Source organism: Maribacter sp. MJ134 (assembly GCF_003970695.1).
Lineage (GTDB): Bacteria > Bacteroidota > Bacteroidia > Flavobacteriales > Flavobacteriaceae > Maribacter.
The window spans coordinates 1,944,571-1,958,401 of record NZ_CP034570.1 but is presented as its reverse complement, the minus strand read 5'-3'; the positions used below and the strand labels follow the sequence as shown (position 1 = coordinate 1,958,401).

The following is a 13,831-nucleotide window of genomic DNA, read 5'->3' as shown; positions in this document are numbered from 1 at the left end:
CTTTCTTTTTTTATCTACAATTCTTTTTGTTAAAAGTTAAGCGTATAACTTAATGTAGCATTGGTAAGTATTCTATTGATCATTATAGGCGTTGTAACACCCGTATCAAAAATACTTTCATTAATATCCTGTTCAGTTCTGTTAATTCCGAAATCCAATCTGCTGCCTCCAAAATTGTATCCGATACCCGCGGAGAATCCGGTTAAATCATCAATAGTATTTCCATTGGCGTAGGGGCTTTGCTCAAATCGATAACCGCCTCTTAGACTAATTTGTTTAATTCTGTATTCACCACCTAACCTAAAGGTTGAAACTGCTGCAAGTTCATTGGAAATCTGTGCGTTAACAGTTTGAAAGCTAACATCGTTCGTTGGTCTCAGCTCTGCCTGTGAAAAATCCTGATAACCATAGTCAAAACTCAATAACCCGTTTTTGCCAAAGATTATTGCCATGCTACCGGTTAGTTTGCTAGGTGTTTTAATTCTATATACATCAAAAAGGTTGATGATATTAAAATCTATAAAGCCAATATCATCATCCGCCAAGTCCGAACTTATGCGTTGCGAAAAATCATCCGTTAAACGATACCAAGTAGGTGACTGATAGCTACCGCCTAATCTTACATAGTCGTTTAGCTTTGCAATTGCCCCAACACTAAAAGAAAATCCGTTTCCTTCGGTACTAAGAAAATTGTCAAAAGTTGTATTCTGTATTTCAGAGTCGGCATCATAACCACTCTCCCTTAGTTGGTCCAGCCTGTCATAAAATATACTATGGAAGTTTAAGGAACCACCGATGTACAGGACGTCCCTGTATTGGGATGCCGCGTTTAGCGTAAATTTACTATTATACCCGGCCGTTGTTCTAGAAAATTGTTGGTTTACGCTGGAATATGTGGCATTGCTCACATAATCTGTAGTGCTGTCATCATCACCTACGGGGTCAATTAAACCGCCATAGTACCCAAGAAAAGCTTGTTGGCTAGCGAAACCCTGATTTGCACCAATATCTAGATAAGCGTCTTCTATAAATTCACCCTCCTGCAAAAGAATGGAATTGAACGGTACCCCTTGGGCGAAATTCAAAAAGTAGTTATCGACACCTTCCGTACTTTGTCCGGAGGCAAGGATTCTATTTTCGAAATTTTGAGTTACATCGTAATTAAAGGCTAGCGTGAATTTTTTCCAATCAGCGTCATCATCCAAGGTCTTGAAAACGAACGCTCCTCCAATTTGGTTCAAATCCGTGTCATTGAAAGAGGTATTGTTCAGTGTTCCAAAATAGCTGGCATCGTTATCTCTGGAATAGTAGGAACCCGACAGTGTTATTAAACTGTTGTTGAAAACCGCAGACCCCGCCGGATTTATATTTAATGATGATAAATCCCCACCGAGAGCGCCAAAAGCACCGCCCATGGCTTGGAACCTTGCCGTACCCTGAAGGTTTTCATTAGAATACCTAAGCACGTCATTTATATTCTGGGCACTACCTATTAGACATAGGGATAGGGCTATGAAAGTTAAATACTTTTTCATTTATAATTTTTTTAGTTTGAGTAAATTGGAAAATATTACTGTCTTCTTCCGCCGCCTCTACTACCGCTAGATCGTGACCCAGAAGATCTTGAACCGCTTCCAGAACTTCTATAGCTGCCAGAGCTTCTTGAACTACTTCCAGAACTTCTATAGCTGCCAGAGCTTCTTGAACTACTTCTACCGGAACTATAATTTCTACTTCTAGAGCTACTACTTCTTCCAGAACTGTAGCCACTACTTCTTGAACTTGTTCCCGATCTGCGATATGTAGATGTTCTTGGCGTCGTCATCCTACTGGTTCTAGCACTAGACCTTGAAGAAGAAGTACCACTTCTGTATCCACTGGTTCTTGGACTCGTACTGCTGTACAATCTTCCACTCCTTGATGAACTGTTGTATCTAGGAGTTGCCCTGGTGCTTCTACTGGTCCTATAAGCCCTGTTCTGATCTACGCCTACCGTTCTTCTAGAAGTAGTATTACCTCTGTAACTCCTGTTGCTTATGGCGCTTCTTGATCTTGCACTTGAAGAGCGAGTACCCGTACTTCTGTATCTTGGAGAATTACCTCTCCTTGTGTTCACGTTAGACCTCCCTCTAAGTGACGTAGCTATGCCGCTGTTGTTTACAGTATTCCTGTTATAATATCCTCTTCGAGAATTGTTGAAAGCAAAATTTTGTCCCCTGAAATTTCTGCCGTTCCAAGCCCAGTTGTTGTAGCCCCATCCAAAGCCGCCGCCCCAGCCCCAGTTGTTCCACCCAAGACCGTAGCCGCCCCAGCCCCAATTGTTCCAGCCAAAACCGCCTCCCCATCCAAAGCCGCCACCCCAGCCAAAGTTGTTCCAACGGTTCCATCTCCAAGGATTGTTCCAGCCCCATCCAAAGCCACCACCCCATCCGAAGCCACCGCCCCAGAGAAAAGGATCGTTCCAGCCCCATCCAAAACCGTTATTCCATCCATTATTGTGAAAATTGATGCTTACATTGGTAGCATTATCTCCCCATCCTCCAAAACCTTGGTAGTCGTTACTATTATTGTAATAATCTACTAATTGGTCCTGATTGACATCTTCGTCGATACCATTACTAGCGTATGAATCAACATCAGTAAAGATTTCACTATCTAGTATTTCATCATATTGATTGGCTTTTTGTTCAAAATAATCAGAGTAGGTATTAGACTCCTCTTGCTGTCTCTGGGTATATCCTTGTCGCGGTTGCCGTTCCGTAACACGTGGTGTGTCACTGGAATAGATTCCATCGTTGTCATAATATGACGCTTGCTGATAAGAACCACAGGAAACGAACAGCGCTGCTAAAATTGCAATCGCTGAAATGTTGCGCAATTTGTTGAGGGGTAGAGAATATATCATCAGTCTAAAATTAATTGTTGAACATATTAAAAATAACTAGTTTTACCGAATTATTTTTCTTCAATAAACACAAGTTTTGTGCCAAACTACTTAAAATGGGTAAAAATTTAACGAGCAGAAGCGAAGATTATTCTAAATGGTACAACGAACTCGTCGTGAAGGCGGATTTGGCAGAAAACTCTGGCGTAAGAGGCTGTATGGTCATAAAGCCTTATGGCTTTGCCATATGGGAAAAAATGCAAGCAGGTTTGGATAAGATGTTCAAAGAGACGGGTCATGAAAACGCCTATTTCCCTCTTTTTATTCCAAAATCATACCTGAGTAAGGAAGCAAGTCATGTAGAAGGTTTTGCCAAGGAATGTGCCGTAGTAACGCACTACAGATTAAAAAACGCTGAAGACGGAAGCGGTATTATAGTAGATCCCGATGCGAAACTCGAAGAGGAGTTGATCGTAAGGCCTACGTCGGAAACCATCATATGGGATACCTACAGAAAATGGATTCAGTCCTATAGGGATTTACCATTACTAATAAATCAGTGGGCCAATGTAGTGCGTTGGGAGATGCGTACACGTCTTTTTCTTAGAACCGCAGAATTTTTGTGGCAAGAAGGGCATACTGCCCACGCTACGGAAAAAGAAGCATTGGAAGAGGCGGAACAGATGATGCACGTGTATGCCGATTTTGCTGAAAACCATATGGCCGTTCCCGTTATTAAAGGGGTGAAAACGGAAAGTGAACGTTTTGCAGGTGCTATTGAAACGTATTGTATTGAGGCATTAATGCAAGATGGTAAAGCCTTGCAAGCAGGAACTTCCCACTTTTTGGGTCAAAACTTTGCGAAGGCTTTTGATGTGAAATTTGCGAACAAGGAAGGTCAGAAAGAATATGTTTGGGCTACATCTTGGGGAGTTTCAACAAGATTGATGGGGGCTTTAGTGATGACGCATAGTGATGATAATGGCCTAGTGTTACCACCAAAACTTGCGCCAATTCAAGTGGTAATCGTTCCAATATATAAAGGGCTTGAACAGTTGGACGAAATATCCGCAAAAGTACAGCCTTTGTTGAAAGAACTAAGGAAGAATGGGATAACCGTGAAGTATGATAATAGGGATACGCATAAACCTGGTTTTAAATTCAATGAATATGAACTTAAAGGTGTTCCCGTGAGATTGGCCATTGGAAAAAGAGACATGGAGAACGGTACGTATGAGGTGGCTCGGAGAGATACTTTGGAAAAAGAGACCGTGCCTATGGAAGAAGTAGTTGCAAAAATTGAGTTTTTGTTAGAAGACATTCAGAAGAATATCTACACAAAGGCATTCAACTATAGAAAAGAGCACATTACTTTGGTGGAAACTTATGATGAATTCAAAGATGTTATAGAAAATAAGGGTGGTTTTGTCTCGGCACATTGGGACGGAACTTCTGAGACAGAAGAACTGATTAAAAACCAAACAAAGGCTACGATTAGGTGTATTCCTATTGATGCAAAAGAAGAGGCTGGTACCTGCATGGTCACAGGAAAACCTTCTACAAAAAGAGTGCTATTTGCCAAGGCTTATTAAAAGATTTTAAAAAATAATATCAAGGAGTTGTGGTAGTAAAAAATAATTGTATTTTTGCATCCGCAATTGTATAACGCAATGGCCCGTTCGTCTAGGGGTTAGGACGCCAGGTTTTCATCCTGGTAACAGGGGTTCGATTCCCCTACGGGCTACAAGGTTTAATGAATAGTTTTTAAGTTAAGAAATCGTTTTTGATTCTTAACGTTTATTGGGCCCGTTCGTCTAGGGGTTAGGACGCCAGGTTTTCATCCTGGTAACAGGGGTTCGATTCCCCTACGGGCTACTTAATTTAATGGAAGAAATTCCATGGAAAATATAACAAGTTAAAAGATGGCAAATCATAAGTCTGCATTAAAAAGGATAAGAAGAAACGAAGCGGTACGTTTACGTAACAGGTATCAGCACAAAACAACCCGTAACGCAATTAAGAAATTGCGTTCTGAAGAAAACAAAAAAGATGCAGAAGCTCTTTTTCCAAGTGTTGTTAGTATGATCGACCGTTTAGCGAAACGTAATATCATTCATGATAACAAAGCGGCCAATTTAAAAAGTAAATTAGCCAAGCACGTAGCTGCGCTTTAAAAATTTATAATTTAATACAAGAAGCCTTCTTTTTTAAAGAGGGCTTTTTTTGTTCTAGGAGTTTCAAACTCTTATCCTCCGCTGAACACAGCTATGTTTTTATTCGATAAGTCATTAGCGTGATATTTCATACGGTTTGGTTCTTTTGACTTTGAGAAATCCAATTACAAAGCAAGCATAAAAAATTGCGATGGAGAGGTAGTGAAACCTGGCTAATTTTAAATGATTGTATAGTTCATATTCAAAACTGATAATATACATGGTAATAGGATAAAAAAGATGAAAGAAAATAATTCCAATACTTATCCAAAATAATAGGTTGCTGGTTTTTAGGGCGAAGCTGTCTTTTTTTAGTTGTAGTAGGTATATCAAAGCAGAACCAGCAGTAAAAAACGAACCAACGATTATGGCATAATTCTGCGGGTCAACATAAAAATTCTGAACGAAGAGATTGACAATGCTCACAACTATGAAAACTACTATACCAAGTTTCACAAACTTTTTGCTTTTGATCGTAATAAGGACTTTGTGATAAATTGATAGAAAATATAAGTAGAAGATAATATCGAATACATTGAAAATAAGTGTATTGTAATAGCTATATTCTTCTTTATATACAATTTGTATTTCATCAAAATTCCTAACCATAAAACCTAAAACTTCAGATAATACGGTATAGGCAATGAGTATGGGTAAGTACTTTAAAGCGGTGTCGTAGTACTTCCTATACCGTACTATTGAAAGTAAAAGCGCAGCAAAATAGAGTAAAAAGTAATAGTTATGGTATATAAGCTCTAGCATGGACTATATCTAATTTACTGATTTTTTGGCGGTGGTACACCGGTCCCCCTATTCATCGTAAGGCTTGTTCCGCCCTGTAAACTATATGTTGGCAAGGCGGTAGTAGATTCTAAATTTGGAATGAGTGAGGCGTAAGCTTTGGTTTCGGTATCTTCAATTGTACCAAATCCTTTTATCTCTCCAAAATTATTGTTCAAAGGAACTACTTCTGCACCCCTTGCACCTTGTGCAATATAAAAGAGGTAATCTCGTTGACCATCGTTATAGGTTGGAGAAATAAGTATAGAATTCTGTCTTGGATGTTTTATAGAATCCTTAGTTCCGGGAAAAAAGGTTTCATCTGGATAATTAGAAAAATAGAATCGCAAGGTGGAAATTTCAACATCGGCTTTTTTGGCCTCCTGCTCAATAAATGCTAAGTACTGCTTTATGGTCTTATAGTCATAATAGACAAATCTTCCTACATCAAACGGTTTTTCTTTTTCAGTGCTCTCCACTTGTAAATTCTTTCGAATTCTATTAATGGAGTCCTCGTACCTTTGAATAAGCGGAACGCGTCTTTCACTATAGGTGTCATAGGCTTTTCTTGCGTCAGGTATTTGAACAATTTGTTCCGGTGCCAGAACTTCAATTTCTTCTTTCTGTTCATTAGGTTTTACTTCTCCACAACTTATGAGGTTTAGGACCAATGCGATAACGAGTACGTTTAGTAAGGTTCTTGATTTTTTCATTTTGTAATTAGTTTTAAAGATTAGCATGCTTTATGAGAAAATACGGCTATAGATTGGGGGAAGAATCTTTAACGCATTAAAGATATTAAATTACGGATAGTGTGCTTCATCCTATAAAAGAAATCGACGGAACCCTTTATTTCTAAATAAGATGAATTAAAAAACCCCAATTTCGTAAGCGAAATTGGGGTCTATTTAAATATTACAATCAATTATTGATTCATTGTCATCAAGAACTCTTCGTTGTTCTTTGTCTGTTTAAAGCGTTGTTCAATAAATTCCATTGCTTCAACAGGATTCATATCGGCCAGATACTTACGCATGATCCACATGCGTTGTAAGGTGCTTTCATCCAATAGCATGTCATCACGTCTTGTACTAGAAGAAGTAAGGTCTATGGCAGGGAAGATTCTTCTATTCGCAATCTTACGATCTAATTGAAGTTCCATGTTGCCGGTACCTTTAAATTCTTCAAAGATTACTTCGTCCATTTTTGAACCGGTCTCGGTAAGTGCTGTGGCAATTATGGATAATGATCCACCACCTTCAATATTACGAGCAGCTCCAAAGAATCGTTTCGGCTTATGCAATGCGTTGGCATCTACACCACCACTTAACACTTTTCCTGAAGCAGGCTGCACGGTGTTATACGCTCTTGCCAATCTTGTAATCGAATCTAATAGTATAACCACATCATGGCCGCATTCTACCAGTCGTTTTGCTTTTTCCAATACAATATTCGCTACCCTTACGTGCTCGGTAGCTTCCTTATCGAACGTAGAGGCAACGACTTCGCCCCTAACATTTCGTTGCATATCGGTAACCTCTTCAGGACGCTCATCAATTAATAATATTATTTGATATACTTCTGGATGATTTGCCGCTATACCGTTGGCAATATCCTTTAACAACATGGTCTTACCCGTCTTGGGTTGAGAAACGATCATACCTCTTTGCCCCTTTCCAATAGGAGAGAACAAATCTATAATCCTGGTTGAAATGGTGCTTTGTCTTTCCGCAAGATTAAATTTCTCTTGTGGGAACAAAGGCGTAAGGTGTTCAAAAGAAACCCTGTCCCTCACAATTTGAGGGTCAATTCCGTTTATCTTGTTCACTTTTATAAGAGGAAAGTACTTTTCACCTTCTTTAGGAGGACGCACGTTTCCTAATACCGTATCTCCGGTTTTTAACCCGAATAACCGTATTTGAGACTGGGACACATAAATATCGTCAGGAGAAGAGAGGTAATTATAATCGGACGACCTTAGGAAACCATAACCATCTTGCATAATGTCAAGAACTCCTTCACTAGCTATAATGCTATCAAACTCATATTCCGGTTCTTTGTAACGGTTCTTTAGATCCTTGTCAAAATTACTCTTGTCGTGGTTGTTCCTAGGGTTATGTTGTTTTTTGCTGTTTTGATTTCTGTTTTGGTTGGGATTGGATTTTTTCTGGAAATCCTTCTTGTCTTTATCCGCCGGTCTAGGTCTAGGTCTAGGTTTTGGTTTTTCCTGAGATGTAGCGGTAGCTTCATCTTTGGGTGATTCGGTATTTGAAACTTCTTTTTTTTTCTCGGATTTTGCGGGCGCATCCTCCTTCTTTTCCACTTTGCGGGTCACTCTTGGTTTAGGTTTTTTTACCGCTTCGGTTTTTGCGGGTGGGGCAACGGCTGCAGCTGCTTTTGGGTTTGCTGCCTGTAAGTCTAGAATTTGATAGACTAAATCTAACTTTTTTAAGGTCTTAAATTTTGGAACATTAAGTCCTTTAGCTATTTCCTGAAGCTCAGGTAGCTTTTTTGATTTTAAATCTGAAATCTCAAACATTAATTATGGAATAAATTATACGTGTTTTGTATTGACAAGAAGTAAACTGTTAACTTGGGTATGCTTTGGAATTGATCTTCCTAAGGTAAGTGTTACGATATAACGTCACAATAATACAAATTATTTTCAATAATTAGACGATAATTTTTAAAAAGACCTGTATTTTTGTTGTCCCAAGTAGAAAAAGGATATGATTCAAAGAATACAGAGCATATATTTGGTAATAGTAGCCCTAATCACTGGGATATTACCATTTTTTGTGAATCTTTGGTCAGATGCTAAAGGTGTAGAAATATATGCGCAGAACGAAATTTTTATTTCCAGTGCTTTTTATATTTCCGGAGCTCTAGCCTTAATAGCCATCTTTTTGTTCAAGAATAGAAAAAACCAGTTTGTAGTGAACAGACTGAATATGATATTGAATCTTTTTTTACTAGGATTTTTCGTTTACCGATCGCTAAACTTATCCGGAGAAACTTTAGTTTCTGAGAAGGGTATTGGGATGTTGATTCCAGTATTTTCTATCGTTTTTTTAGTTCTTGCAAACAGAGCTATCAAGAAGGATGAAGATCTTGTAAAATCTGTTGATCGTTTGCGTTAAACCTAACATCTTAGTAGTATTAGTGCGTAAAACCCGGGGTAGTTCCCGGGTTTTTTATGAGCAGCTTTTTGAACTTTTTGTCGTTAAATTTTTGAATTGATAAGTGAATTAACGTTTCCCCAGTTCTATTATTTCTAAATCCTTAATATCCTTTCCATCGATAACGAAGCGTAGCATGGTCCTTACTTGGTGAAAGCCGTGCTTGCCACATGCTCCGGGATTCATGTGGAGTACGTTAAGTTTTTTATCCCACATCACTTTTAGAATATGTGAATGTCCGCAGATGAATAGCTTTGGAGGGTTTTTCGTGATTTCCGACCTTGTTCTGGAATTGTATTTTGGAGGGTAACCGCCTATATGGGTTATCCATACATCTACGTCTTCGCAATGAAACCTATTGTTCAGAGGAAATTCTTTCTGTATGTTATAATCGTCAATATTGCCATGAACTCCTCGCAAAGGTTTTATATTGGATAAGGTATCCGTAACTTTTAGAGAGCCGATATCACCCGCATGCCAAATTTCATCGGCTTTAGCGGCATATTTCAAAATAGCGTCGTCCACATGGGAATGTGTGTCGGATAGCAGTAGTATTTTTGTCATATAATAGTGGGTAATACTTAATTGTTTATGGATATCTAACTGAATTCTTGCTTTGCTTTTGATATCTTTGTGTACCACAATATTAGCATATCCTTTTGAGATATTTCATTCAATTTTCATACTTCGGCAAAAACTACCATGGTTGGCAGAAACAGCCTAACGCTATAACGGTTCAGGTAATTCTAGAAGACGCACTATCTAAAATTACACGTGCTAAAATTGAACTGGTAGCGGCAGGGCGCACCGATGCCGGTGTTCATGCAGAACAAATGTATGCCCATTTTGATATAGATAAAATTGAGGACACCACAGATTTGATCCATAGGTTAAATTCCCTATTACCAGAGGATATTGCCGTTCAAAAATGTTTGCCAGTTCAGTCCGATGCGCATGCCAGATTTCACGCTTCAGAACGGTCGTACGAATACCACATAACAAAATCCAAAAATCCTTTCTTAAAAGACACCGCACACTATATCATACAATCCTTGGATATGGAAATGATGAACAGAGCATCCAAGATTTTGCTAGGGAAGCAAGATTTTGAGTGTTTCTCTAAATCAAATACGGATGTGCATACGTACATGTGCGACATAAAAGAGGCTTTATGGGTTGCAGAAAATGATAAGGTCATATTCAAAATTACGGCCGATCGCTTTCTTAGAAATATGGTCAGGGCTGTAGTTGGTACCTTGTTAGAGGTAGGTACGGGTAAAAATTCTGTTGACCATGTTAATACCGTCTTAAAAAGTAAGGATAGGAGTAAAGCAGGAGTTTCTGTACCCGCAAAAGGATTATATTTGACTTCTATTATCTATCCCAAGACCATATTTAGTAATGGATAAAGACTCCGGAAAAGCTTTTGATACAAAACTTTTTAAGCGCCTAATGGCGCACACGCGCCCTTACAGGATTACCTTTTATGGGGTTGCTTTAGCGGCAATTTTACTTTCTGGTTTTGCGGTCTTGAGTGCGGTGCTTTTAAAACTCATCATTGACGATGCCGTTAAGGGTAGCGATGCCCAAAAGCTTTTAAATTTAACTATTGGTATGTTAGCCGTGCTTATCGGTCAAGTGGTCAGTCAATTGTGTTTTAATTACTATGCAAATTTGTTGGGAGAATCTGTAATCAGGGATGTAAGGATTAACTTGTTCCAAAAGATGCTCGGTTTCCGAATGAAGTATTTCGATAATTCTTCACTGGGTGTACTTGTTACAAGAGCTGTTGCGGATATGCAGCGAATAGGAGAAATTTTTAGTCAGGGCTTCTTCGTTATTGTGGCCGATTTGCTAAAAATGCTGGTAGCTGCCGCAGTAATGTTATTAATAAATTGGAAACTGGCACTAATAGTCTTTGCGGTACTTCCGCTCATATTATACGCTACCCGCTTATTTCAAAAAGCAATGAAGGTAGCCTTTACAGAGGTTAGGGCAGAGGTGTCCAATTTAAACTCCTTTGTGCAAGAACGTATTACGGGTATGCGCATCGTGCAATTGTTCACCAGGGAGAAAATTGAAAGCGAAAATTTTAGGAAAATCAACGAGAAGCATCAAAACGCTTGGCTAAAAACAGTATGGTATAACTCTATTTTTTTTCCTATTGCTGAAATTGTTTCTTCAATAACCGTTGGTCTAGTAGTTTGGTATGGAGGATTGCAGAACGTAGCGGGCATTACCGATGATGTGGCGGGTACGGTCTTTGCTTTTATCATGTTGATAGATTTACTCTTTAGACCCTTAAGACAGATAGCGGATAAATTTAATACCCTACAAATGGGTATGGTTGCTGCAAACAGGGTTTTTAAAATATTGGATACCGATAGTACCATTGAAGATGTCGGTACTATTGTAAAGGATAGGGTAAAGGGCGATATCAGTTTTGAGCATGTAAAATTCGGTTATCTTGAAGATGAAGAGGTGCTTCATGGTATTTCCTTTGAGGTAAAGGCGGGTGAAACAGTCGCTATTGTTGGTGCCACGGGAGCCGGTAAGTCTACCATAATAAACCTTTTGAACCGATTTTACGAAATAAATGCAGGTACTATACGTGTAGACGGTACGGATATCAAAGAATATAAATTGGCATCTTTAAGAAGTCATATCGCTGTAGTATTGCAGGATGTGTTTTTGTTTGCGGACACTATTGCCAACAACATATCGTTAAAGGATACATCGGTAACGGTTTCCGATATAGAGAATGCGGCCAAAGCCATTGGGGTCGATGAATTTATCACAAGTCTGCCAGGGGGATATGCCTACAACGTAAAGGAACGAGGCACCATGCTTTCTAGTGGACAACGGCAATTGATTGCTTTTCTAAGAGCTTATGTAAGTAACCCAAGTATTTTGGTGTTGGATGAGGCCACATCTTCTGTGGATACCTATTCTGAACAGTTGATTCAAAAAGCTACCGAGAAGATTACGGAGGGTAGAACATCAATAGTAATTGCGCACCGATTGGCCACCATTAAAAAGGCCGATAAGATTATAGTTATGGATGCCGGAAATATCGTAGAAATGGGCACACATCAAGAACTTCTTAAAAAAGGCGGTTACTATAACAATCTTTACGAAGCGCAATTCTTGGCAGAGGAAGTAGCTTAGTCAATTATTTTGCAGGAGCTAAATTTGCAAAAGTGTCGGTAAAAAAGGCGAGATACATACCCAGAAGAACAATTATAATTGCAAATACCGCACCTAAAATCACCAAGAAAAATAGAAGCTTTAATACCGTCTGTTTCAGATTAAGCTTAAAAATTTTCTTGAACATATAACTGAAATACAAAATTTGGAATATTCCATTTATTGAAGCAGCATAATAAATAAGTTGAGCGTTCCAGATAAATATAATGTACATTAGGTTAACGCATATGGACATTTGAGAATAACCATAAATATTCATTACAAAATGCTCGCTAAGGTTGTACTCCTTTTTATTAATGAAAATTAGTCTGGATATTAATGCTAAAAATGGAAGCATTAAAACATAAAATAGATTTTGATATTCAAAAGTATAATCTTGAAATTTTTTAGCTAAGTCCACACCAAACCTATCGGAGTCGGTCATTTCTTGAGTATTCATAGAGCTGAACTGATAATCCATTGCTTCCGGAAAATACTGCTTGTTCAAGAAGACGAACAGACCACCTAACATTACTGCAATAGTAAAATAACTAATGGGATTGAGGTATTTTTTTCGAACACCTTTGATGTAGCCAACAATCACCAAATCTGGATTTGTAAAAAGGTTTTTGAAAGTGATTAGGAACGTATTGTCAATATTGAAGAAGCGCTCAACGGCGTCATACCAAAGATTTTTAACTGTTATCCTGTTTCGAATCACTTTAGCACCACAATCGGGGCAAAAACTGTAATCCGTTCGTAGCGTGTTCTCGCAGTTCTTACAATTCATTGAATTAAATCCTGTTTGAGCATTGCACCCAAATGCGTTAGGGAATCATACAATACAAATTCGCCATTCTTTATGTAGGAAATCAGTCCGGTCTCTTCGCTCACTACAATACTTAGGGCATCCGTTTTTTCCGTTATGCCCACTGCGGCTCGATGTCGTAATCCAAAACGCAGTGGTATGTTGCGTTCATTTGAGACGGGTAAAATAACGCGCGTCGCAACGATATAGTTGTTCACTATTACCGCCGCTCCGTCATGTAAAGGACTATTTTTATAAAAGATACTCTCTAAAATGGGCTGGGTGATTTCAATATTCATACGGTCACCCGTATTTTTAATAAAATCTAGGGAATTATTTCTTTCTATTACTACAATGGCTCCCGTCTTGGAGGCTGCCATTTTTTCACATGCTTTTAAAATAGCGTCTACGTCTACGCTGGTAACAATGCCCTCTTGCCTTAGAAATTTAAAATGCTTAATAAAGTTTCGTTTGTTGGCAAAATTCGTGGAGCCGATCATCAAAAGAAATTTTCGTATTTCCTGTTGAAAAACAATGATTAGGGCTATTAATCCTACTTGCATAAATGCGCCGACCATGCTACTGATCATTTCCATGCCCAAAAGCTCCGTAAGCTTCCAAAATGCCCAAACGATGACGATACCAATGAAAATATTAATGGCCACTGAGCCACGTACCAATTTATAGATGTAATAAAGGAGTACGGCTACTAAGACAATATCCAGGACATCCGTAATCTTAAAATCAATAAAATTCAAAAAATCCAAGTGGTGCCGTTTTT

13 protein-coding genes and 2 tRNA genes are annotated in these 13,831 nt (G+C 38.6%); 7 read left to right on the top strand and 8 right to left on the bottom strand.

The window, feature by feature from the left end; genetic code table 11:
* Positions 1-29: 29 nt before the first annotated feature.
* Positions 30-1,535 (bottom strand): OmpP1/FadL family transporter, encoded by a 1,506-nt coding sequence (locus EJ994_RS08625; RefSeq protein WP_126592083.1) that lies wholly within the window; start codon positions 1,533-1,535, stop codon positions 30-32.
* Between the two features lie 35 nt (positions 1,536-1,570).
* On the bottom strand, positions 1,571-2,905 hold the full coding sequence (locus EJ994_RS08620; RefSeq protein WP_241240884.1) for a hypothetical protein: 1,335 nt from the start codon (positions 2,903-2,905) through the stop codon (positions 1,571-1,573).
* A gap of 95 nt (positions 2,906-3,000) precedes the next feature.
* Between EJ994_RS08620 and proS the strand changes: the two genes are divergently transcribed.
* From proS to rpsT, 4 genes are all read left to right on the top strand, one after another.
* Positions 3,001-4,476, top strand: coding sequence for a proline--tRNA ligase (gene proS, locus EJ994_RS08615; protein WP_126592082.1), 1,476 nt, complete (start codon positions 3,001-3,003; stop codon positions 4,474-4,476).
* 80 nt (positions 4,477-4,556) lie between these two features.
* Positions 4,557-4,628, top strand: a tRNA-Glu gene (locus tag EJ994_RS08610).
* A gap of 59 nt (positions 4,629-4,687) precedes the next feature.
* Positions 4,688-4,759 (top strand) — tRNA-Glu (locus EJ994_RS08605).
* 47 nt (positions 4,760-4,806) lie between these two features.
* The gene (gene rpsT, locus EJ994_RS08600; protein ID WP_099572807.1) at positions 4,807-5,058 is read left to right on the top strand and encodes a 30S ribosomal protein S20; all 252 of its coding nucleotides are present in this window, start codon (positions 4,807-4,809) and stop codon (positions 5,056-5,058) included.
* A gap of 114 nt (positions 5,059-5,172) precedes the next feature.
* Here the strand turns inward: rpsT and EJ994_RS08595 are convergent, their stop codons facing one another.
* The 3 genes from EJ994_RS08595 to rho all read right to left on the bottom strand — a co-directional run bounded on the left by EJ994_RS08595 (position 5,173) and on the right by rho (position 8,416).
* On the bottom strand, positions 5,173-5,859 hold the full coding sequence (locus EJ994_RS08595; protein ID WP_126592081.1) for a hypothetical protein: 687 nt from the start codon (positions 5,857-5,859) through the stop codon (positions 5,173-5,175).
* A 14-nt stretch (positions 5,860-5,873) separates the two neighbouring features.
* Positions 5,874-6,590: a hypothetical protein gene (locus tag EJ994_RS08590; protein ID WP_126592080.1), complete on the bottom strand. Its 717-nt coding sequence runs from the start codon at positions 6,588-6,590 to the stop codon at positions 5,874-5,876.
* 212 nt (positions 6,591-6,802) lie between these two features.
* A complete protein-coding gene (gene rho / locus EJ994_RS08585) occupies positions 6,803-8,416 on the bottom strand; it encodes a transcription termination factor Rho (protein WP_126592079.1) in 1,614 nt (537 codons plus the stop codon).
* Between the two features lie 190 nt (positions 8,417-8,606).
* Here rho and EJ994_RS08580 point away from each other — a divergent pair, with 190 nt between their 5' ends.
* Complete coding sequence (locus EJ994_RS08580) at positions 8,607-9,017, top strand: DUF4293 domain-containing protein (protein ID WP_126592078.1); 411 nt, start codon at positions 8,607-8,609, stop codon at positions 9,015-9,017.
* Positions 9,018-9,125: 108 nt separating this feature from the next.
* Here EJ994_RS08580 and EJ994_RS08575 read toward each other — a convergent pair whose 3' ends face one another.
* Positions 9,126-9,620 carry a metallophosphoesterase family protein gene (locus EJ994_RS08575; protein ID WP_126592077.1) on the bottom strand — a complete coding sequence of 165 codons (495 nt, stop codon included), beginning with the start codon at positions 9,618-9,620 and terminating at the stop codon, positions 9,126-9,128.
* 95 nt (positions 9,621-9,715) lie between these two features.
* On the opposite strand from EJ994_RS08575, the gene truA reads away from it, so the two are divergent.
* Positions 9,716-10,465 (top strand): tRNA pseudouridine(38-40) synthase TruA, encoded by a 750-nt coding sequence (truA, locus tag EJ994_RS08570; protein WP_126592076.1) that lies wholly within the window; start codon positions 9,716-9,718, stop codon positions 10,463-10,465.
* Positions 10,458-12,224: an ABC transporter ATP-binding protein gene (locus EJ994_RS08565; protein ID WP_126592075.1), complete on the top strand. Its 1,767-nt coding sequence runs from the start codon at positions 10,458-10,460 to the stop codon at positions 12,222-12,224. The genes truA and EJ994_RS08565 overlap by 8 nt, the downstream gene beginning before the upstream one ends.
* A 4-nt stretch (positions 12,225-12,228) precedes the next feature.
* Here the strand turns inward: EJ994_RS08565 and EJ994_RS08560 are convergent, their stop codons facing one another.
* A complete protein-coding gene (locus tag EJ994_RS08560) occupies positions 12,229-13,032 on the bottom strand; it encodes a DUF3667 domain-containing protein (RefSeq protein WP_126592074.1) in 804 nt (267 codons plus the stop codon).
* Entirely contained in the window at positions 13,029-13,817 is a 789-nt protein-coding gene (gene cdaA, locus EJ994_RS08555) for a diadenylate cyclase CdaA (protein ID WP_126592073.1), read from the bottom strand. Before cdaA ends, EJ994_RS08560 begins: the two co-directional genes overlap by 4 nt.
* Positions 13,818-13,831 lie beyond the last annotated feature (14 nt).

Excerpts from the sequence above, each read along its gene's own strand:
- EJ994_RS08625 (WP_126592083.1), bottom strand. The coding sequence starts at position 1,535 with ATGAAAAAGTATTTAACTTTCATAGCCCTATCCCTATGTCTAATAGGT.
- EJ994_RS08620 (WP_241240884.1), bottom strand. The coding sequence starts at position 2,905 with ATGATATATTCTCTACCCCTCAACAAATTGCGCAACATTTCAGCGATT.
- proS (WP_126592082.1), top strand. The coding sequence starts at position 3,001 with ATGGGTAAAAATTTAACGAGCAGAAGCGAAGATTATTCTAAATGGTAC.
- rpsT (WP_099572807.1), top strand. The coding sequence starts at position 4,807 with ATGGCAAATCATAAGTCTGCATTAAAAAGGATAAGAAGAAACGAAGCG.
- EJ994_RS08595 (WP_126592081.1), bottom strand. The coding sequence starts at position 5,859 with ATGCTAGAGCTTATATACCATAACTATTACTTTTTACTCTATTTTGCT.
- EJ994_RS08590 (WP_126592080.1), bottom strand. The coding sequence starts at position 6,590 with ATGAAAAAATCAAGAACCTTACTAAACGTACTCGTTATCGCATTGGTC.
- rho (WP_126592079.1), bottom strand. The coding sequence starts at position 8,416 with ATGTTTGAGATTTCAGATTTAAAATCAAAAAAGCTACCTGAGCTTCAG.
- EJ994_RS08580 (WP_126592078.1), top strand. The coding sequence starts at position 8,607 with ATGATTCAAAGAATACAGAGCATATATTTGGTAATAGTAGCCCTAATC.
- EJ994_RS08575 (WP_126592077.1), bottom strand. The coding sequence starts at position 9,620 with ATGACAAAAATACTACTGCTATCCGACACACATTCCCATGTGGACGAC.
- EJ994_RS08565 (WP_126592075.1), top strand. The coding sequence starts at position 10,458 with ATGGATAAAGACTCCGGAAAAGCTTTTGATACAAAACTTTTTAAGCGC.
- EJ994_RS08560 (WP_126592074.1), bottom strand. The coding sequence starts at position 13,032 with ATGAATTGTAAGAACTGCGAGAACACGCTACGAACGGATTACAGTTTT.